Raw genomic sequence first — 21941 nt, forward strand, 5'->3', positions numbered from 1 at the left:
TCAGAACCTCGGCAGGTCGGGGTGCGGTAGCAGGCCGCCACGCACATGCAGTTTGCCGTACTCGGCACAACGCGCGCGCGTTGGGATGCCCTTGTCCGGATTGAGCAGCCCAACCGGATCGAATGCGCGCTTCACGCCAAAAAACGCGTCTCGCTCCTCGGCCGAGAACTGCACGCACATCGAGTTGATCTTCTCGATGCCCACGCCGTGTTCGCCCGTGATGGTGCCGCCAAGTTCGACGCACGCTTCGAGAATGTCGCAGCCGAACGCCTCGGCGCGGTGCCACTCGTCGAGGTCGTTGCCGTTGAAAAGAATGAGCGGATGCATATTGCCGTCTCCCGCGTGAAAGACGTTAATACAGCGCAATCCGTAGTGTTGTTCCAGACCTTCGATGCGTTTGAGTAACGTCCCAATCGCGCGGCGTGGAATTGTCCCGTCCATGCAGTAATAGTCCGGTGAAATGCGTCCGGCCGCAGGAAATGCGTTCTTGCGTCCCGACCAGAAGCGCAGGCGCTCCTCTTCGCTGCGGGAAATCTGCAATCGCGTCGCCCCCGAGGCGCGCAACACCTGGGAGATGCGCATGATCTCCTCGGCGACTTCTTCCGGCGTGCCATCCGATTCACACAACAGGAGGGCCGCCGCGTCCAGGTCGTAACCGGCGTGAACGAACGCTTCGACGGCCTGTGTGGCGGGCTTGTCCATCATTTCCAATCCGGCCGGAATGATGCCTGCTGCAATGATCGCCGCCACGGCGTTGCCGCCGGTCTCCACGTCGTCGAAGCTCGCCATGATGATCTGTGCCGTCTGCGCCTTGGGTACCAGCTTGACGGTGATTTCGGTCACCACCCCGAACATTCCCTCGCTGCCAATGAACACCGAGAGCAGATCGAGCCCCGGCGCGTCGGGGCCGAGCGAGCCGAACTCGATGGCTTCGCCCGACATCGTGATGGCGCGCACGCGCAGCACGTTGTGCACCGTCAACCCGTACTTGAGGCAATGCACGCCGCCGGAATTCTCCGCGATATTGCCCCCGATGGTGCAGGCGATCTGTGACGACGGATCGGGCGCGTAATACAGCCCGTAAGGCGCGGCCGCTTCCGATATCGCCAGATTGCGAACGCCGGGTTGCACCGTCGCGGTGCGCGCATAGGGGTCGACTTCGACGATCTTCTTGAATTTGGCGAGCGAGAGTACAAGGCCGTCGAAAATGGGCATCGCACCGCCGGACAGGCTCGTGCCAGCGCCGCGCGGCACGACCGGAACGCCGAGTTGATGGCACGCCTGCAGAATGCGCTGCACCTGCGATTCCGACTCGGGCAGTACAACGGCGAGCGGCACGCGCCGATACGCGGCCAGGCCATCGCATTCGTATGGCGTGGTGTCTTCGCGTCGATGCAGAATGCAATGGGGCGGCAGGATCTGGGCGAGCGCTTCGAGCAATTGACGCCGGCGCATGTCGAGGGCGTCGGTGTCAGTCTCATCGCGCGCGGCGCCCGCCTGATGCGGGCCGGACGGACCTTGCGGGGTGACGGGCGCGTTCATGCGACGCTCAACCCGCCGAGCGCAACCGGAAAATCTTGCCCGGATTGAGCAGATTGTGCGGATCGAGCGATGTCTTGATCGCGCGCATGACGTCGATGGCGTCTTCACCGTGCTCGGTCACGAGGAAGCCCATCTTGTGCAGGCCCACCCCGTGCTCGCCGGTGCATGTGCCGCCCATGCGGATCGCGCGCTCGACGATGCGTTGGTTGAGCTGCTCGGCTTCCTCGATCTCTTCCGGTTTGTCCGGATCGATCAGAATCGCCACGTGGAAATTGCCGTCGCCCACGTGACCCACGATCGGGCAGGGCAGGCTCGACGCCCGCAGGTCTTCTTCGGTCTCGCCCACACACTCGGCCAGACGCGAGATCGGCACGCAGACGTCCGTCGTGATCGCGCGGCAGCCCGGCTTGAGCTGAAGCATTGCGAAGTACGCGCTATGACGCGCACCCCACAAACGGTTGCGGTCTTCGGTGCGGGTGGCCCATTCGAAGCCGGTGCCGCCGTTTTCCTTGGCCAGTTCCTCGACGGTTTCCGCCTGCTCCTTCACGCCGGCATCGCTGCCGTGAAATTCGAAGAACAGCGTTTGCGTCTCCGGCAAAGTCATCTTGGAATGCTTGTTGATGGCGCGCACCGCCAGCGCATCGACGAATTCGACGCGTGCCACCGGCACCCCCAACTGAATCGTTTGGATAACGCAATTCACGGCATCGGTCATGCTGGGGAATGCGCAGATCGCGGCCGATACCGCTTCCGGCTGCGGATAGAGGCGCACGGTCGCCTCGGTGATGATGCCCAACGTGCCTTCGCTGCCGACGAACAGACGCGTGAGGTCGTAGCCCGCGGAGGACTTGCGTGCGCGCGTGCCGGTGCGGATCACGCGCCCGTCTGCGAGCACGACGGTCAACGCCAGCACGTTTTCACGCATCGTGCCGTAGCGCACGGCGTTGGTGCCCGACGCGCGCGTGGCGCACATGCCGCCAATGCTGGCGTCGGCGCCCGGATCGATCGGGAAGAACAGGCCCGTATCACGCAGCGCTTCATTGAGCGCCTTGCGGGAGATACCTGGCTGCGTGGTGACGGTCAGATCTTCGGCATTGATCGCAACGACCTGGTTCATCTCCGAGAGGTCGAGCGACAGGCCGCCCTCGATCGCGAGCAGATGACCTTCGAGCGACGAGCCTGCGCCGTACGGAATGATGGGGACGTCATATTTGGCGCAAAGTTTGACGATCTGCGAGACCTCGTCGGTGCTGTGCGCAAAGGCGACGGCGTCCGGCAGCATGGGGTCGAACGGAGACTCGTCCCGGCCGTGGTGTTCGCGAAGTGCCTCCTTGGTGCTCACGCGCTCGCCCAGCAGGGCTTGCAGTTCGGTGAGCAACGCGTCGGGAAAGGCGCGCTTGGCGGCGAACGGCAGGTGGGGGTGATTCACGGTTATCTCCTTCGGGTCTCCGGGCGCCAACGCCGGTGGGCGATGGCAAGCGCCATATCGGGTGCGGGGTGTCGGAATGGCACGGCCAGTCCGAACGCGCGCATGTTCGGGCGGCGCCCCCTGACACCCCATGTGCGGGGATTTTACGCCGTGGCGGCGTTTTTCCCCACCTTTTGCGTCATATCATACGGACTTGCCGCCAATGAACGCCATCGGAATTGCCCGAAAAATGGGCAACCCGAGCGTGCGCGGCCAATTTCAATCCAGGAAGGCAAGTCGTCTGGCGGCCCAACCGAGGCGCCGACGGGCAACGCATGCCGCAAGGAGTCGGTGTCAGAAGATGGGGAATCGTTTGAGCAAGATCGTCACGCGTACGGGCGACGGTGGCAAGACAGGTCTCGGGGACGGCGCACGCGTCGACAAGTTCAGCCTGCGCATCGTCGCCATCGGTGAGATTGACGAGACCAATTCGCACGTCGGGGTGCTGCTGTGCGAAGACCTGCCACTGGACGTGCGCGCAATGCTGCTCGACATCCAGCACGATCTGTTCGATCTGGGCGGGGAACTGAGCATGCCGCGTCATACGCTGCTCGGAGACGCCCAGGTTGCCAGGCTCGACGACTGGCTGGCGTACTACAACGCGGATTTGCCGCGACTCAAGGAATTCATTCTGCCGGGCGGAACCCGTGCAGCGGCGCTGGCGCACATCGTGCGGACCGTTGCCCGACGCGCCGAACGCGCAATGGTGGCGCTCGGCGCAGAGGAGACGGTGGCCCCCGCGCCACGTCAGTACATCAATCGCCTGTCCGACCTGATGTTCGTCCTCGCGCGCGTGCTCAACCGGGCCGGCGGGGGCACCGACGTGCTGTGGCGGCGCGATCGGGCCGAGGGCGGAGCGTAATCGCTGCGCCCGCGGGCCGCCCTCGACATCAGTTACCTGCGCCGCGCGCCAGACGGCGCGCACGTACCGCTTCGGCCAGCGTGTCGAGCACCTTCAGGCTGTCTTCCCAGTCGATGCAGGCATCGGTGACGCTCTGACCGTAGGTCAGCGGCTTGCCCGGCACAGGATCCTGGCGGCCGGCGACCAGATGCGACTCGACCATCACGCCGATGATGCGGTCGTCGCCGCCGGCGATCTGACGCGCGATGTCCTCGCATACCAGGATCTGATTTTCATGCTTCTTCTGGCTGTTCGCGTGCGATGCGTCGATCATCACGCGCGCGGCCAGTCCCGATTTGGCGATATCGTCGCATGCGGTCTGCACGCTGGCGGCGTCGAAGTTGGGCGTCTTGCCGCCGCGCAGGATCAGATGACAATCCTCGTTACCCGACGTCGACACGATCGCGGAGTGCCCCCCCTTGGTCACCGACAGGAAATGGTGCGGCTGCGACGCGGCCTTGATGGCGTCGACGGCGATCTTCACGTTGCCGTCCGTGCCGTTCTTGAACCCGACCGGGCACGACAGGCCCGAGGCAAGTTCGCGGTGCACCTGCGATTCGGTGGTGCGCGCGCCGATGGCGCCCCACGACACGAGATCGGCGATGTATTGCGGGCTGATCATGTCGAGGTATTCCGTGCCGGCGGGCAGCCCCAGTTCGTTGATCTGGGCGAGCAGATCGCGCGCGAGACGCAGACCGTCGTTGATCTTGAAGCTGTTGTCCATGTGCGGATCGTTGATCAGACCCTTCCAGCCCACCGTCGTGCGCGGCTTCTCGAAGTACACGCGCATCACGATTTCGAGGTCGCCCTTCAGGCGCTCGCGCTGTTCGACCAGACGCTCGGCGTATTCCATCGCGGCACGCGGATCGTGGATCGAGCACGGGCCGATAATTACGACGAGACGGTCTTCCATGCCGTGCAGCACGCGATGAATGGCGCTGCGCGAGCGATGGATGAGGTCCGCGCTCTTTTCCGAGCAGGGGGATTCGCGAATCAAATGCGCCGGCGGCGTCAATTCCTTGAGCTCACGAATACGGACATCGTCGGTGTTGTGGGGAGGCATGGCTCTTCTCCTGGGCAGATCGGGCTGCGGTTCGTTTCTGGGGATGCGGGTCAAAAAAAAACCGCCAGACTCGCTGGCGGTTTTTCAGGATTCTTTTCGGTGCTTACTGCTGCAAGTACCCCTCTCCTTCCGCCAGCGGTGTGAGATTCGCAAAAAAGTAAAAATAAAACGAATGGGCGGTCATGAGAGATGTCGTTCGCATTGCACTGCACGCGTTTGCCGTGCACAGGAATCACTTTATACGCTGAATCAAATGACGCTGCAACCGCGGCGGCCGCTATTCGGTCAGAAAACGCGCGGAATCGCCGCAAATCAATGCTGCAAAATGCGTGAAAAAATCATGATTTGCGGAGACGGCGCGAAAACACCCGGTTCGCACCGGGCGCTTTGCTACGCTTTACGCATTTTTTGCGTTGCGTCATCCTGCGGGTGACGCTGCGGCGCTTATGCGGTGCCGCCGACCGTCATGTTCTCCATGCGCAGCGTCGGCTGACCGACGCCCACCGGCACGCTCTGGCCTTCCTTGCCGCACACGCCCACGCCCGAGTCGAGCGACATGTCGTTGCCGATCATCGTGACGTCCTTGAGCGATTCCGGGCCGTTGCCGATGAGCGTGGCGCCCTTGACCGGGTAGGTGATCTTGCCGTCCTCGATCATGTAGGCCTCGGACATCGAGAACACGAATTTGCCGTTGGTGATGTCCACCTGACCGCCGCCGAAGTTCACAGCGTACAGCCCGTGCTTGACCGACGCGATGATTTCCTCGGGGTCCTTGTCGCCGCCGAGCATGTACGTGTTGGTCATGCGCGGCATCGGCAGCGCGGCATACGATTCGCGGCGGCCGTTCCCCGTGACCGGCATCTTCATGAGGCGCGCATTCAGGCTGTCCTGCATGTAGCCGCGCAGAATCCCGTCTTCAATGAGCGTGGTGCATTGCGTCGGATTGCCTTCGTCGTCGACGTTGAGCGAGCCGCGACGGTTGGACAGCGTGCCGTCGTCGACCACCGTGACGCCCTTGGCGGCCACGCGCTCACCGAGGCGTCCTGAAAAGGCCGAGGAACCCTTGCGGTTGAAGTCGCCTTCCAGTCCGTGGCCGATGGCTTCATGCAGCAGCACGCCGGGCCAGCCTGGGCCGAGCACGACGGTCATCGCGCCGGCCGGCGCCGGGCGGGCATCGAGTTTGACGATGGCGCCGTCGACCGCTTCCTTGACGTACTTTTCGAGCAGTTCGTCGGTGAAGTATCCGTAGTCGAGACGCGCACCGCCGCCACTGTTGCCGATTTCGCGGCGTCCGTTGGATTCGACGATGACCGTGACCGACACGCGCACGAGCGGCCGCACGTCGGCGGCGATCACGCCGTCGCTGCGAGCCACCAGCACGACGTCGTACTCACCGGCCAGACCGGCCATGACTTGCGACACGCGCGGGTCGCGCGCGCGGGCGAGTTTTTCGATGCGTTCGAGCAACGCCACCTTGCCGTTGGCGTCGAGCGAGGCCAGGGGATCGGACGGCAGATACAGCCCGTGACCGGTGGTGTTCGAGAGCTTGCTGCCCACCTTCACGCGCCCGCGTCCGGCTGTGGCGATGCTGCGCGTGGCGGCGGCGGCGTCCTTCAGTGCGATCTCGGAGATGTCGTCGGAGTAGGCGAATGCGGTTCGATCGCCCACGATGGCGCGCACCCCCACGCCCTGGTCGATCGAGAACGAACCCGATTTGACGATGCCCTCCTCGAGGCTCCATGCCTCGCTGCGCGTGTATTGGAAGTACAGGTCGGCGTAGTCCACGCGGTGCGTGAAGATGTCGCCCAGCGCGCGTTGCACGTGGCTTTCGTCGAGACCATAGGGCGTGAGCAGCAGCTCACGGGCCGTGGCCAGGTTCTGGATGCCGGTGTCGATGATTTTCATGCGGGTGTCAGGCCAAGGAAATGTATTCGGTAGATGGGGGCGGAAACGGGGGAATCAACCTTGCAGCACGCGATGCCGCCATGCCGGCAGGCTCTGGCGTACGCCGGCCAGCCGAGCCGGATCGATGTCGCCCACGACCACGCCGGCGCCTTGCGCTTCTCGCTGGGCGACGATATCGCCCCACGGGTCGATCAACATGGAATGCCCCCAGGTGCGCCGCCCGTTCTCGTGACGCCCGCCCTGCGCGGACGCCAGCACGTAGCACTGATTTTCGATGGCGCGCGCCCGCAGCAGCAATTCCCAGTGCGCGCGGCCCGTCGTATAGGTAAAGGCGGCGGGTACGACCATGAGCGTACAGTCGCCCATGGCACGGTACAACTCGGGAAAACGAAGGTCGTAGCAGACCGACAGCCCCACGCGTCCAAAGGGTGCTTCAAACGTCCGTACGGCGTCGCCCGGGCGAATCGTGCGGGCCTCGTCGTAGGCTTCCTCCCCTTTGACGAAGTTGAACAGGTGAATCTTGTCGTAGCGTGCGGCGACTGCGCCGTCCGGCCCGAAAACCAGCGTGGTGTTGAGCACGCGCTCGGCCTCGGGGGCCGCCAGCGGTAGCGTACCGCCGATCAGCCAGACGCCGTGACGGCGGGCGGTCTCGGCCAGAAAGTCTTGAATCGGCCCGCAACCCGGTGTCTCGCGCAGGGCGAGCTTGTCGGTGTCGTGCTGGCCCATGTAGCAAAAGTACTCGGGCAGCAGCACCAGCTGCGCACCCGCTTCGGCGGCCTCGGCGACCCGGTGAGCGGCCTCGCGCAGGTTTCGTTCGACGTCGGGCGCGCTCACCATCTGCACAGCCGCCACGCGAACGGGCGGGATGGCGGGGGCGGGCGTGGCGGCTGACTTCGTGTCGGAACTCGTCATGTAATGGCTGGATTCGGAGCGGAAAGGCGTCTCGGAAACCCCCGTATGTTTCGCAAACACACGTGAGTGGGCTCAGTTGCGGAGCGCAATCTCCGGCGGGGCGCGATTTTGCGCCCCGGGCCGGGCTTCCGGGGATGCGTCGATCTTACTCTTATTGCTACTTGCCTGTTCGATGACCGGATTGTCCCACGAGCCGGTCACGTGGTAGGTCGTCGAGAGCGTGCGCGAGAGCTGTTCGCCCAGCGCCAATTGCGCGAAGAACGAACCGATGCCCAGCGCCGGATTGACGATGGCCCACGCAAGCGACGCCGACGCCGCATTGATCTTCGGCAGCACCAGCACATTCAGGTCCTGCGTCTCGTGGGCGAGGTCGGTGTGGCCGTCGATCTTGATCGTCGCGGCGTTGGCGTTGATCGTCAGGTCGTTGGTGTTCGCCACGCCGCCTTGCATCGTGGCGTTGCCCACGATGCTGTCGAACGGCAGGCCGCTGCCGATCACGCTGTTGAAGTCGAACGTCAGAATCTTCGCGAGCGTCTGCACCGACAGAATCCCCAACAGCTTGGCCAGTCCGGGGTCGGCCTTCAGGATTTGCCCGCGCTTCAGGTCGATCGTGACACGGCCGCCGAGCGTCGGGTAATCGATGGCGTCGGGACCGCCTTGCCAGCCGAAGCGTCCCGAGACCGTGCCCGAACCGTCCTTGAGCGTTTTGGGCAGACCCAGGCGGTCGAGCAGGCCGCCTGCGTCCTTCACGTCGAGATTGAAGTCGAGCACGGTGCGGCGCGGCACGTTGTTGTCGCCGCCGGCGATGGCCGCGCGGCGGCGCGAGGTGCGCCAATTGCCCTTCACGTCGAGGGTGGCGGCGCTGTTGCTCAACGTCAGCTTGGTGAGCTGCCACACGGGCACGCCGTCCTCGGTGGCGTTGTGTGCGTTCAATTGCAACCGGCCGAGCGGCTTGTCGCGCAGCACGAAATCGTTGGCAACGACATCGATGGCCGGGAATTCGTCACTCGGCTCGTCGAGGACTTGCGTGAGGACATCGTCGCCTTGCTCTTCGCGCGGGATCACCAGCTTCGCGAGCCGTGCGCGAAGGGTGCCCGACGGGTTCTTCGCGTCCGGGGCGTGCCATTCGGCGAAGCCGGAGACCAGATCCGACGCCAGGCTGACCTGCCAGTCGTGATCGCTGCGCTGCGCGCCCAGGACCAATTCCGGCCACTGGCGCGACATCAGACGCACCTGCTTGGCATGCAGCGCGAGACGCGTTGGCAGGTAGGGCGTGAGCGCGCCGAATTCGTCGCTCGCTGCGGCCGCCGTCGGTGCGGGAGTGGCCGCTGCGCCTTGCGTGCCGGGCTTGGCCGCATCGCTCGCGAGCGATGCGATCACGCTGCGCCACGCGTCCACGTCGAGCGTATCGAACTGGGCGGCCGCCTGCACGCCTTCGCGCGGGGCCGGCACGGGCTGGTCGATGCCGATGCCGCCACGCAGCACCTCGACGCGCGTGCCGTCAAGCTGCTGCACGTAGCTGCCTTGCACGCTGCCGATGGCGAAGTCGAGCGTATCGATGCGACGGCCGCCGGGGTTCGCCTGCGGCCGCAGCGTGAAACGGGCGGGCAGCGACGACTCGGCCGTCTTGCCCAGCGGCGCGGGCAGGTTCACGGCCAGTCCGGCGAGCGTGGATTGCACGGCCACGTCCGTCATGCCCTGACGCACCGTGACCGTGGCCGTATAGGGCGTGCTGCCCGTCATGCGCTTGGCCAGTTGCGCGAGTGCGGCGCTTTCGCGATTCTCGCGCAGCCCTTGTGCGCTGATCGTGCCATTGATGTTCAGGGCGAGCGTGCCATCGTTGCGACTGCCGCCCGAAGCGCGCACCTCCCCGCCGAGGAAGGTGCCGCGCAGATTGTCGAGCGAGATGCCGCGCTCGTTGAACGCCAGTTCTCCGTCCACCGCGCCGAAGGTCGGCAGACCGTTGAGCAGCGTGATGTCGTTGCGCAGGAACCGCGCTCGTCCTGTGACTTTCGACTGATCGGTATGGTCGAGCGGCATCGTCAATTGCATGGCGAGCTGCGCGGTGCCGCTCGCCCGTGTTTCCTCGGTAAAGTCGCCGATCCAATGCCCCACCGGGCTGCTGTTCAGGTACTTCACGAAGTCTGCGGCCGGGCCGCGTGCGTCTCCCTTGAGGGTGAGCACCGAGTCGTCCTGACCGATGTCGTTGATGTCGCCTTGCACCTGGGTGAGTGCGACGCCGAAGACCGAGCCGCTGTCGATGGCAATGTGCAGCTTGTCGGCATCGAAGCGCAGATTGCCCCGCACCTTGTCGAAGGCCGGCCAGACTTCGGTGTGACCGGGACGCTGGGGTGACGGATTGAAGGCGACGTCCACGAGGGGGATGTCGATGCGGAACTTGCCGCCACCGCTGGCGAACGGAAAGTCTTCGAGATCGCCTTGCACCGCAAACGGCGCGTTCTGCACCGTGCCGCCGAGCAACGCGCGTTGCAGATAGTCGCGCACGCTCGCGCCGATGTCGGTCGGCAGGTAGCGAGGCACCGAACTGGCGTTCGCGCGCACGATGCTGCCTTTCAGATCGACGATGCCGTTGCCCTTGCCGCCGTTATGCCACGTGCCGCTCACGTCGCCGGTGAGTTCGGCGTTTTGCAGATGCAGGGCGTCGACACGCACCTGCACGTTCGCGGGGGCATCGCGCTGGGTCGCCGAGTGTGAGACCCGCCATGATGCGCGTGCGCTCAACGTATCCAGATCGATGCGAGGTTGGTCGAAGTGGCCGGGAAAGTCGAGTGTGGCGTTCCTGGCGTTGAGCGTCAGACTGCCGCGTGACTGGTCGGCGTCCACGTGTCCGCTCAGATTGGCGAAGCCGGGGCGTCCCGCATTGGACGCCGCTTGCGGGCCTTGCGAGCCTTGCGAGCCCGGCGGATTCCGGCTCGGTTCGCTGTCGACGCCGAGTGCGTCGAAATCGGCGACCACGCGATAGCGCTCGCGCTCGGGGGTCAATTGTCGGATGCCCGGCAGATCGCGCCAGTTACCCGCGCCGTGGGGTTTGGGCGCCTGATAGTCGACGTTGAAATTGGCCAACCTGCCGCGCGGCCGGAAACGCGCGAGCGTGTCGCGCGTCTTCGGATCGATCGGCAGTGACGGCACGAGCGCCATCGCGGCGCCGATGTCGAGGCGCTGGCCGGAGAGTGCCGCCTGCAAACCGCGCGCGTCGTTGGCCGGCGCGTAGGTGCCGCGCAGATCGGGCACATCGAGCGTCGGGCGGCCTGCCGCCTGCAACGTCAGATCGCGGGCGCGCAGTTGCCAACCCGGGGCGGCCTGCGGCCCCGTGCGGGTGACATCGATCCGGCCCTGGGTCGCGTCGAAGGTGAGCGGCGGCAGGTCATCGGCCAACTGCACCGACGTGTTCGACCCCGCTGCGAGCAGCGTGGCCCCCGTAATCGCGGTGCCGTCGAAGTCGACCCATGCCCGGGCAGCAACGCGTCCGCGCGAGTCCTTGCCCGGCAAGTCGACGTAGCGGGCCAGCGCGCTCAGATCGAGCGTGCCGACATCGCCATAGAGCTGGCCACGCCAGCGTTTGACGTCGCTCGGACGCGCGAACAGCGCATGGGAGAAGCGGGCGCGAATGTCGAGCGGTGCCTCGATGCCGGGCGGCGGGTTCGCCTGCATGCCGAAGCGGTGTTCGAAGCCGCGATTGCGCAGCATGGCGTTGACGTGTGTGACGACGACCTCGGGCGCGTCGCGCATGGCGTCGCGCCAGCGCACCGTGCCGTTGCGAATGACGACGCGTGCCTGCCGCATGAGCCAGTCTGCGGCCGTGGTGTCGGCGGCGCCGCCGCTACCGGCGACCGGCATGCCGGCAACGAGCACCGATCCGTCGGTGAGGCGCTCGACGGTCAGATCGGGTTCGTACAGCGTGAGATTCGACAGACGCAGGTCAAGATGGATCAGGCTGGTCCATGAGAGCACGGCGTCGAGCCGGTGGAGCGTCAGGCTCGGCTCGGCGGGCGGTGGCGCACCGGGGGGCGTGCCAGGTGTGGCGCGGGGGGCGCGGGTGGTGCCGGCGGCACGCGCAGCATGTGTCACACGCGTGATGCGCACGTTTTCGAGCGTCAGATACGGGTGCCAGCCGCGCCAGACCGCGTCGATTCGACCGATGGTGACGGGCAGGCCGATGGCGCGCGTCGCCGCCGCTTCGATTTGCGGGCGGTAATCGGTGACACGGGGGAGGATGACGTAGCGGGTCGTCAAGACGACCGCGCCCAGTCCGAAATAGGCGATGACGACGAGCGCCAGCAGCCATTCCAGCCCCAGGCGCAAGCCACGCGGCAGTGATGAGAGCCAGGACCGGGTCGCAGTGGGCGAGGCGGGCGGCTTGCGGTCGGTCATGCTGCGCGTCTACGAGGGAATGTGGTAGTTTCTGTGGCAAAGACTGTAACACAAGCCCAAGGCCGTCCGACGGCCCGGCCGTAGGAGAAACAGACGTGTGAACCGGCGTTTCATCGCGCACGGGTAAGCATGCGAAAGTCTCTTCCTCACATTGCTGACCGGAAGCCCGCCCGTGAGTTCACACCCAAACCCGATCGATCTCTCGTCCTACTCGCGCTATGTGGCGCGCATGTTGGCGAGCCGTCCTGCGCTTGCCGAGGCGCTCCCCGCGTTGGCGGAGCACCCTGTGGACGCGCGCTGGCTGGCCCGTCGCTTCGAAAGCGTGACCGGCACCGAGCTATCGCCGCCCGAACAACCCTCGGGGGTGTCGGGCCTCGATGAGGCGGGCCTGTCTCGGGCGTTGCGCGTGCTGCGCGTCGAAGCGCTGTGCGCGGTCATGCAGCGCGATCTGGACGGCCGCGCCGAGTTGTCCGAGGTGACCGAAGCCATGACGGCCCTCGCCGAGTTCGCCGTGCAGGCAGCGATCGCGGTGCTGTCGCGCGAGCTGGAAGCCATTCACGGCGTGCCGCGCAACGTGGAAGGGCAGCGGCAGACGCTTGGCGTGGTCGGTATGGGCAAGCTCGGCGGGCGCGAACTGAACGTCTCGTCGGACATCGACCTGATCTTTCTCTACGAAGACGATGGCGACACGTCGGCGCCCGACGATGCCGATCCGGCGGCAGCGAGCCGCCTGCGGCCGCTGTCGAACCACGAATTCTTCACCAAGCTCGGCCGCAAGCTGATCGGCATGATTTCCGAGCTCACGCCCCACGGCTATGTGTTTCGCGTGGACATGCGCCTGCGTCCGAACGGCGACTCGGGGCCGCTCGTGTGCAGCCTGCCGATGCTCGAAGAGTATTTCTACGTGCAAGGGCGTGAGTGGGAGCGCTACGCGTGGATCAAGGGGCGGCTGGTGTCCGAGGTCGCGACCGAGCCCGGCAAGCGCATCGAGCGGCTGCTGGCCTCGCTGGTGCAGCCTTTTGTGTTTCGTCGCTATCTCGACTACGGTGTGATCGGCGCGATTCGTGCGCTGCACGAACAGATTCGCCATGAGGCGGAGCGCCGCGCGCGCGCCAAACCGGCCCGCATCAACGACATCAAGCTCGGGCGCGGCGGCATTCGCGAGATCGAGTTCTGCGCCCAGGTGTTTCAACTGATCCGGGGCGGGCAGGAGCCGGAGCTGCGCGTGCGCCCGACGCTCGCCGTGCTGGGCGTGGCGGCGCGACGTGGCTGGCTCGCGCAGCACGTCGCCGATGAGCTCTCGAACGCCTACGTCTTCCTGCGCAAGCTCGAACACCGCATTCAATACCTGGACGACGCGCAGACGCATATGCTTCCCGCATCGGGTGACGATCGCCTTGCGATCGCGCGTGCGATGGGCTTCCCCGACGAAGCCAGCTTCATGACGGTGCTCGACGAGCATCGCGAATTCGTGGCGGCCCAGTTCGACGAGATCTTCGCCGACAAGGCGGGCAGCAACGCACAGAAAGGCGGGAAGCACGGGGCGTCCGGCTCGGGCGATTGCGAATGCCCGCCCGAGTTGTGGAGCGAGTGTCTGGCCGACGAGGCGCAGACGGGCGACCTCGGCAATCAACTCGCGCGTCTGGGCTTCACCGATGCCGAAGGGGCGCTCGACCGGCTGCGCGCGGTGTGGACGTCGTCACGCTACAAGGCGCTGGGCGAGATCAGCCGGCGGCGCTTCGACCAACTCGTGCAGCGCGCGGTGGAAGGCGCGGCGGGCACGGGCGAGGCCGACGCCGTGCTGGCGCGCATGCTCGATCTGCTCTCGACCATCAGCCGGCGCAGTTCGTATCTGGCGCTCCTCACGGAGTATCCGCGCGCGCTGGAGCGCGTGGTCAAGGTGCTGGCCGGCTCGCGCTGGGCGGCGGGCTATCTGGTCATCCACCCGCAATTGCTCGACGAACTCCTTGACGACGAGGCGCTCGCCGCCCCGTTCGACTGGCCGTCATTCAAGACGCAGTTGCTGCTGAGCCTGAACGCGTCGGGCGCGGCGGGAAACGTCGAAGTGCAAATGGACATTCTGCGGCGCGCGCATCACGCCGAGGTCTTCCGAATTTTGCTGCTCGATCTGCAGGGCACGCTCTCGGTCGAGGCGATCGGCGACCGGCTCTCGGAACTGGCCGACATCATCGTCGACGTGACGATCTCGACCGTCTGGCCGCACGTGGCCACGCGCCACCGCGAGGTGCCGCGCTTCTCGGTGATTGCCTACGGCAAGCTCGGCGGGAAGGAGCTGGGCTACGCGTCCGACCTCGACCTGATTTTCCTTTATGACGACGATGACGATCGCGCACCGGACGCCTATGCCGCGCTGGCCCGCCGGTTCGTGACGTGGCTCACCACGCATACGGGCGCGGGCATGCTCTTCGACGTCGATCTGCGGCTGCGGCCCAATGGTTTATCGGGCTTGTTGGTGACGAACATCGAGAGTTTTCGCCAGTACCAGTTCCGCGAGGGCAATGCGAACACGGCGTGGGTCTGGGAGCATCAAGCGCTCACGCGTGCCCGTTTCTGTGCCGGCGACGAGGCGATTGGCGCTGCGTTCGAGCGCATACGGGCGCAGGTGCTCGCCACGCCACGCGAAGCCCTGCCGCTCGCGCAGGAAATCGTGGCAATGCGACGTAAGGTGCTCGAAGGGCATCCGAACCCGACCGGGCTCGTCGATTTGAAGCACGACCGCGGCGGCATGGTCGACATCGAGTTCACCGTGCAGTACCTGGTCTTGCTGTATTCGGGCGCGCACCCGGCGTTGCTGCGCAATGCAGGCAACATCGCGCTGTTGCGCGAAGCGGCGCAGCTCGGACTGATCGACGCCACGCTCGCCGACAATGCCGCCGCCGCTTATCGGACATATCGCAAGCGTCAGCACAAGTTGCGGCTCGATGGCGTGGAAGCCGCGCGCGTGCCGGCCGACGATGTCGAGGCCGAACGCGAAGCCGTAATGGCGCTATGGGATTCGGTGTTTTCCAACGCTGGACCGGTTTGACGTCAGACGCGGGCGGCCGACGCGTGGCCGCCCGCGATGGTCTGCGTCTATCCGTGTCTGCGCTGAGGCGCGAGCGGTGTGCAAGGGGCGCTCAGAGCGCGAGCATTTCCCGCGCATGCTTGCGCGTCGTCGCGGTAATTTCCACACCCCCGAGCATCCGGGCGATCTCCTCGACGCGTTCCGTGCGGCCGAGCGGCTCGATTTCACTCATCGTCGTATCGCCGTCGCTGCGCTTTTTCACACGCAGATGCTGATGGCCGAGGGCGGCGACCTGCGGCAAGTGGGTGACGCACAGCACCTGCCGTCCCTGACCGAGTTCTCGCAGCAGACGGCCGACCACTTCGGCCACGGCGCCGCCGATACCGGAATCGACTTCGTCGAAGATCAGCGTCGGTGTGAGGCTCGCGCTGCTGGCGATCACCTGCAACGCCAGGCTGATGCGCGCCAGTTCGCCCCCGGACGCCACCTTGGTGAGCGGCCGCGTCGGCACGCCCGGATGACCGGCGACAAGAAACTCGACCGTCTCCAGACCGAACGACTGGGGCTCGGGGGTGGGGCTGAGCGAAACGTCGAAGCGCCCGCCCGGCATCGAGAGATCCTGCATCGCGCGGGTGACTTCTCGCGAGAGCGACGCCGCCGCGGCGGCGCGGGCCTTCGACAAGTCCTTCGCGAGCGCGAGGTACGTCGCATGGGCTGCGTCGGCCGCAGCCTGCATGGCGGCCGTGTCCTGCGAGGCGGTCAGTTCATCGAGCAGCGCACGCCGTTCGGCGTGCTCGGCCGGCAGCCGCTCCGGTGTGACGCGGAACTTGCGTGCCGCCGAATGCAGCGCTTCGAGACGCTGCTCGACAACCGCCAGGCGCTCCGGGTCGAGATCGATGCGTTGCGCATAATGCGTGAGCGAGTGGACGGCTTCGCGAAGCTGAATCTCGGCGGGCTCCAGCGCGGCAAGCGTGTCGGCCAGCCCGGCATCGATCTCGGCCAATGCGCGGATCTGATGCACCACATGACCGAGCGACGGGACGATTGCCCCGTCGGCCTCGGCGAGCGTGTCGAGCGCGCCTTGCACGCCGTTGATGAGGCTCGCGGCGTGAGAGAGCCGGCGATGCTCGGCGCTCACGTCATCCCACTCGCCTTCCTGCGGGTTCAGCTTGTCGAGCTCCGACGTTTGCCATTCGAGGCGTTCGCGTTCCAGTTGCAACTCGCGGTCGCGCCCGTGCGCTTCTTCGCATCGTTTGACGAGACGCCGCCATTCCTTGTGTGCCGCCGCCGTGTCGGCTGCAAGCACGCTGGCGCTGGCGTGGGCATCGAGCAGACGGCGCTGCGCGTCGGGGCGCAGCAGTTGCTGGTGCGCATGCTGCCCGTGAATGTCGACGAGCATCTCGCCGAGCTCGCGCAGTTGGGCGAGGGTGGCGGGTGTGCCGTTGATGAAGGCGCGCGAGCGTCCGCCCGAGTCGAGCACGCGGCGCAGCAGCACGCCGCCGTGCTCTTCGAGCGTGAGCGCCTGTGCCTGAAGCCAGGCTTCGAGATCGGGGCGGGCTTGCGCGTCGGCGGCGAACTCGGCGGTGATGTCGGCGCGTGTCTGCCCCGCCCGCACCATACTGGCGTCGCCGCGCTCGCCCATGGCCAACGCGAGCGCGTCGATCAGAATCGATTTACCCGCGCCGGTCTCCCCCGAGAACACGGTGAAGCCGGCGGAGAATTCCAGGTCGAGACGATCGACGATCACGAAATCGCGAATCGAGAGACTGCGTAGCATGGGAGGTCGAGAGAGGCGTGAGGTCAGTTCTGCGGCATGTCTTCGTCGGAAATATGCTCGTTCCAGTGGAGCTTGCGGCGCAGCGTGGCGTAGTAGTTGTAGCCCACCGGATGCAGAAACGTCACTTGGTGCTCGGACCGGCCCAATAGAATCCGGTCGCCCTGGCGCAGTTCGGCAAACGACTGCATATCGAAGTTGGCGCCGACTTCGCGCCCGCCCGTGATGGTGATGACGATGCTGCTCGAATCCGGCAGCACGATCGGCCGGTTCGACAGCGCATGCGGGGCGATCGGCACGAGTACCACGCCGCCAAGACGCGGATGCAGAATCGGGCCGGTGGCCGAGAGCGCGTAGGCGGTCGAGCCGGTGGGCGTGGCGACGATCAGGCCGTCGGAGCGCTGCTTGTACATGAAGCGGCCGTCGACATCGACACGCAGCTCGACCATGCCCGAGATGCCCGAGCGGTTCACGACCACGTCGTTGAACGCGAGCGTCTCGAAGAGCGTCTGGTCGTCGCGCTCGATGCGGGCGGCCAGCAGCGTGCGCTGCTCGGCTTCGAAATGCCCTTCGAGCATGGCGGGCACGACCTGCCGCATTTCGTCGAGCGGAATATCGGTGATGAAACCGACGCGTCCGTGGTTCACGCCGATGAGCGGCACCTTCGATGCCGCAAGCTGACGGCCGACGCCAAGCATCGTGCCGTCGCCGCCGACGACCACGGCCACATCGGCCTGCGTGGCGATCTCCCGAATATCGAGGGTGCCGTAAGGATCGGCCGCCGCGCCGATGTTGTGCGCGGTCTCTCGCTCGAAGACGACATGGTGCCCCCGCTGGGCGATGCATGCCGCGAGCGTGAGCAACGGTTCGGCAACGCCGTCGGCATGGTATTTCCCGACGAGCGCCACGGTCTTGAAAGGGCTCCCTGTTTTCATGCCGCCATTACACCATAAGTCGATGACACCAACCATCGGCACGCGCGGCCTCGCGGAATACGCCTCGGGGTTTGCCGCACGCCGCGTATGCACATTTCGCGTTACAATTTTTGCCATGCTAGATCAACGTGCGCAAACGCTCCTCAAAACCCTGATCGAACGGTACATCGCGGATGGCCAGCCGGTCGGGTCTCGCACGCTTTCCCGATACTCCGGACTCGACCTGTCGCCGGCGACCATCCGTAACGCGATGGCCGACCTCGAGGCGCTCGGCTTTGTGGCCAGCCCGCATACGTCGGCCGGTCGCGTGCCGACGCCGCGTGCCTATCGTTTGTTCGTCGATACCATGCTCACGGTGCGCCCGCTCGAGGAGGCGGTGCATCAATTGGCATCACAGGTGCAGACCGGGCTGCAGCCCGCGGGGCCGCAGCAACTGGTTGCCTCGGCGGCGCAGGTGCTCTCCAATCTTTCGCAGTTCGCGGGCGTGGTGCTGACGCCGCGCCGCAGCCAGACGTTCCGGCAGATCGAATTTCTGCGGCTGTCCGACAAGCGCGTGCTGCTCATCATCGTCACCCCCGACGGCGACGTGCAGAACCGCATCATCCTGACGGAAAAGGATCATTCGCCCGCGCAACTGGTGGAGGCGGCAAACTATCTGAACGCCAATTTCGGCGGCCACAGCTTCGACGACGTGCGCGCTTGCTTGCGCGGTGAACTCGATGCGCTGCGCTCCGATATGAGCGCTTTGATGCAGGCCGCCGTGCAGGCGGGCAGCGACGCCATGGCCGACACCACCCGTGAGAGCGTGCTGATCTCGGGCGAGCGCAATTTGCTGGGCGTGGAAGATCTGTCGTCGAACATGGCGCGCCTGCGCAAGCTCTTCGACGTGTTCGAGTCCAAGACCGGCCTGCTGCAATTGCTCGACGTGTCGAGCCGTGCTCAGGGCGTGCAGATCTTCATCGGCGGCGAGTCGAGCCTCGTGCCGATCGAGGAGATGACGGTCATCACGGCACCCTACGAAGTCGACGGCGAAGTCGTCGGCACGCTCGGCGTGATCGGCCCGACGCGTATGGCGTATGAGCGTGTGATCCCGATCGTCGACATCACCGCCAAGCTGCTCTCCAACGCGCTCAGCCAGCACTGACGCCAGCACTAACGTCGGCACCAACGCCAGCCCTTGGACGCACGTGCCAGGATTGGCCGGACGCAAACGGGCAAACGGGCAAACGGGCGTCTGCGCTGCCGCTTCGCGTTACATCCCCGTAGCATTCCTTTACACGCTGTCACACACGGCAGGCTTACGCTTGAGTTGTCACTTATGGCGAAGTCGCGAGCATGGCGTTCGTCGAAGGATTCGGACAGAGCAACAAGGTGGCGCGACCGACGCAACGCTCGGTGCGTGAGCCGGACGGACCCGGAGTGTTTATGAAATCCCTGATTTCCTGGTGGTCGATGGCGCGCAATCTCGGTATCGGGTTAGCGCTCGGGGCCGTTGGCGCAGCGGGGGTTCCCGCGCTGGCATACGCCCAGAGCGCCGACCCGCCGGGGCGGGTGGCACGTCTGAACGATTTCGACGGCACCGTCACGTATGCCCCCGCAGGCACCAGCGAATGGCACTACGCCGATCGCAACCGGCCGCTTACCACGGGCGATGCCGTCTGGGTCGACCGCAACAGCCGTGCCGAGATGCACGTCGGCGGTACGGCGGTTCGCATGGGGGCGTCCACCAGCGTCGTGCTCTCGGCGGTGACCGATCAGAATGTGCAACTGAACGTAACGCAGGGCACGGTCGGATTGCGTTTGCGGGCCTACGATCCGAATCGGCCTTACGAGATCGATACGCCGAATCTGGCGTTCGTCCCGCAACAGCCCGGTGAGTATCGGGTCGACATCGACCCGAACGGGGTAACGACCGTGAGCGTCTGGCGCGGTGCGGCCACCGTGTATGGTCAAGGCGCATCCGTACCCCTGCAGCAGGGGCAGCGTGTCGCATTCATCGGTCAGAACCTGATGCAGCAACCGACAGGGCAACGCGTGGCCGACGCGTTCGACGAATGGGTACGTCAGCGCGACGCTCGCGAGGACGCCTCCGTGTCCGCACGTTATGTGCCGCGTGAGATGACCGGCTTCGAAAGTCTGGACGACTACGGCGTGTGGCAGGAGACGTCGACCTACGGCGCCGTGTGGGTGCCGTCCGACGTGCCGTCGGGCTGGGCGCCTTACCGCACGGGGCATTGGGTCTGGGTCGAACCGTGGGGCTGGACGTGGGTCGACGATGCGCCGTGGGGCTTCGCGCCCTATCACTACGGCCGTTGGGCCTACGTCGACGCGCGCTGGTGCTGGGTGCCGGGCCCGGTCGCCGCGCGTCCTGTGTATGCGCCGGCGCTGGTCGGCTGGGTCAGCGGCAACAGCGGCGGGAATCAATGGGGCATCTCGTTTGCGGCGGGGGGCATGGGGCTTGCCTGGTTCGCGCTCGGTCCGCACGATGCTTATCGCCCGGCCTATCGCGCCAGCTCGTCGTATGTGACCAACATCAATCGATCGACGGTGATCCGGACGACCGATGTCACCCAAATTTACGTCAACAATGTGTACGTGAATCGCAATGTGCGCGGCGCCGTGTCGACGATGCCTGCCCATGCCTTCGTACAGGGTCGCCCAGTGGGCGCGCCCGTGGCATTGGCCGCCCCGCGTGCCGGCCAGCCGTGGCGTGTGGGCAACACGCCAGGCGTCGCGCCAGTGCAGCAGAGTGTGTTCGGCAACAGCCGTCGTGCTGCGGGAGCGCCGCCGGCGGGTCTGTTCAACCGGCAGGTGCTCGCCACGCGCTCGCCGGTCGCCCGCATGTTGCCGTCGCGTGAGCTTACGAGCCAACTGCACGCAGTGCCTGATGCGGGTGGCACGCCGCTGGCGTTGGGGCGCAGCGCCCAGCAAATGCCCAAGACCCAACCGGGCGTCGCTGGCTCGCCAGGGCGTATACAGCCGCGCGTGACGGTGGTCGGCACCCATGGGCCCGTCGGCGCGCCGATCGGTGCGAACGGGGCGAACGGGGCGGCGCCGGCCCAAGCGCCCCTCGGGGTGACGCCCGCAGCGCCGGCGCGTCGCTCGCTGCCGCCCTCCGAAGCCGTATCGCCAATGCGCGGCGTACCGGGTGTACCGGGTGTACCGGGCAAGCCGGGACATTCGGGCGTGCCGGGTGAACCTGGCGTTCTCGCCGAGCCGGGGGGGCCGGGAAATCCGGGACAGGGCGTTTATCAGAATCGCCCGCTTCGGTCCGCGCCGCAGGCACCGCTGCCGGAGCGAGGTGGGCAGGCGGTCCCGTCGGGCGTGCCGCATCCGCCGCAAACGCGTGTGCCGACCGAGCCTGCCTTGCGTGGTTCAGATGGCTCAGGTGGCTTAGGTGGCTTAGGTGGCTCACGTGGCGAACCGTCGCAGACCGGGCGCGAATCGGTGCCGCGCGACATGCAGATGCCGCGTCAATCGCCGCAAGCGCCCATGCCGGCCCCAGCGGCGCGCAGTGCTCCTGCGCCGTCGCGCGTTCAACCCGACCCGGCCGAACCGGTCCGTCGAGCGCAGCAATGGCAGTCGCACGCGCAGCCGCAGTTCCAGCCGCAGCCCGGTCCGTCAGCGCCGATCGAGCGTGTTCAGCCGAATGTGACGCGTCCCCAGCCGCGTCCCCAGCCGAGTTTGAAACCCCAGGCGGAACCCCAGACCGAGCGCGCGCAAGTCGCGCCGAGACCTGTGCGTCCGCCCGAACGTCCGCAGGCACCGAACCCACAACCCCAGGGGCATCCGCATCCGCCACCCGCGCCTCGTGAAAGCAAGCCCGACGGCGCGCGTGCTCCATCGCACGAGACCGAGCGCCCAAGCGCACGCCATGACCCGTCGCGCGAAGACGAGCATCCGCACGGTTGAGCGCCGAATCGGCCGTCGCGCCCCGTCGTCGCCGGCTGGCTGACGGGGCGGGGCACGGCGGCGGGGGCGCGTGGCATGCCTGCCGGATTCATCCCGAGTTTGCGGTAAAGTA

12 protein-coding genes are annotated in these 21941 nt (G+C 66.2%); 4 read left to right on the forward strand and 8 right to left on the reverse strand.

What is annotated here, in order from left to right; all coding sequences use genetic code 11:
• Positions 1 to 1542, reverse strand: coding sequence for an FAD-linked oxidase C-terminal domain-containing protein (locus ACE3UG_RS09955; RefSeq protein ID WP_374622987.1), 1542 nt, complete (start codon positions 1540 to 1542; stop codon positions 1 to 3).
• A gap of 7 nt (positions 1543 to 1549) precedes the next feature.
• Positions 1550 to 2971, reverse strand: coding sequence for an FAD-binding oxidoreductase (locus ACE3UG_RS09960; RefSeq protein WP_374622990.1), 1422 nt, complete (start codon positions 2969 to 2971; stop codon positions 1550 to 1552).
• Positions 2972 to 3311: 340 nt separating this feature from the next.
• On the opposite strand from ACE3UG_RS09960, the gene ACE3UG_RS09965 reads away from it, so the two are divergent.
• Positions 3312 to 3872, forward strand: coding sequence for a cob(I)yrinic acid a,c-diamide adenosyltransferase (locus ACE3UG_RS09965; protein WP_374622993.1), 561 nt, complete (start codon positions 3312 to 3314; stop codon positions 3870 to 3872).
• Between the two features lie 28 nt (positions 3873 to 3900).
• Here the strand turns inward: ACE3UG_RS09965 and aroG are convergent, their stop codons facing one another.
• The 4 genes from aroG to ACE3UG_RS09985 all read right to left on the reverse strand — a co-directional run bounded on the left by aroG (position 3901) and on the right by ACE3UG_RS09985 (position 12183).
• On the reverse strand, positions 3901 to 4974 hold the full coding sequence (gene aroG / locus ACE3UG_RS09970; RefSeq protein WP_374622996.1) for a 3-deoxy-7-phosphoheptulonate synthase AroG: 1074 nt from the start codon (positions 4972 to 4974) through the stop codon (positions 3901 to 3903).
• Positions 4975 to 5418: 444 nt separating this feature from the next.
• Positions 5419 to 6879 (reverse strand): metalloprotease TldD, encoded by a 1461-nt coding sequence (gene tldD, locus ACE3UG_RS09975; protein WP_374622999.1) that lies wholly within the window; start codon positions 6877 to 6879, stop codon positions 5419 to 5421.
• Positions 6880 to 6933: 54 nt separating this feature from the next.
• Positions 6934 to 7791 (reverse strand): carbon-nitrogen hydrolase family protein, encoded by an 858-nt coding sequence (locus tag ACE3UG_RS09980; RefSeq protein ID WP_374623002.1) that lies wholly within the window; start codon positions 7789 to 7791, stop codon positions 6934 to 6936.
• Positions 7792 to 7863: 72 nt separating this feature from the next.
• The gene (locus tag ACE3UG_RS09985) at positions 7864 to 12183 is read right to left on the reverse strand and encodes a YhdP family protein (RefSeq protein ID WP_374623006.1); all 4320 of its coding nucleotides are present in this window, start codon (positions 12181 to 12183) and stop codon (positions 7864 to 7866) included.
• A gap of 172 nt (positions 12184 to 12355) precedes the next feature.
• On the opposite strand from ACE3UG_RS09985, the gene glnE reads away from it, so the two are divergent.
• Positions 12356 to 15229 carry a bifunctional [glutamate--ammonia ligase]-adenylyl-L-tyrosine phosphorylase/[glutamate--ammonia-ligase] adenylyltransferase gene (gene glnE / locus ACE3UG_RS09990; RefSeq protein ID WP_374623009.1) on the forward strand — a complete coding sequence of 958 codons (2874 nt, stop codon included), beginning with the start codon at positions 12356 to 12358 and terminating at the stop codon, positions 15227 to 15229.
• A 91-nt stretch (positions 15230 to 15320) separates the two neighbouring features.
• Here the strand turns inward: glnE and recN are convergent, their stop codons facing one another.
• Both recN and ACE3UG_RS10000 read right to left on the reverse strand, forming a co-directional pair.
• Positions 15321 to 16985, reverse strand: a complete 1665-nt coding sequence (recN, locus tag ACE3UG_RS09995; RefSeq protein ID WP_374623011.1) for a DNA repair protein RecN — start codon at positions 16983 to 16985, stop codon at positions 15321 to 15323.
• Positions 16986 to 17008: 23 nt separating this feature from the next.
• Entirely contained in the window at positions 17009 to 17917 is a 909-nt protein-coding gene (locus tag ACE3UG_RS10000; RefSeq protein ID WP_374623014.1) for an NAD kinase, read from the reverse strand.
• Between ACE3UG_RS10000 and hrcA the strand changes: the two genes are divergently transcribed.
• Together hrcA and ACE3UG_RS10010 are read left to right on the forward strand one after the other, a co-directional pair.
• Positions 17916 to 19061, forward strand: coding sequence for a heat-inducible transcriptional repressor HrcA (gene hrcA / locus ACE3UG_RS10005; RefSeq protein WP_374623016.1), 1146 nt, complete (start codon positions 17916 to 17918; stop codon positions 19059 to 19061). The genes ACE3UG_RS10000 and hrcA overlap by 2 nt on opposite strands.
• Before the next feature lie 281 nt (positions 19062 to 19342).
• Positions 19343 to 21829, forward strand: coding sequence for a DUF6600 domain-containing protein (locus ACE3UG_RS10010; protein WP_374623019.1), 2487 nt, complete (start codon positions 19343 to 19345; stop codon positions 21827 to 21829).
• Positions 21830 to 21941: the final 112 nt, after the last annotated feature.

The sequence above is a fragment of the Pandoraea sp. genome, assembly GCF_041919235.1.
GTDB lineage: Bacteria > Pseudomonadota > Gammaproteobacteria > Burkholderiales > Burkholderiaceae > Pandoraea.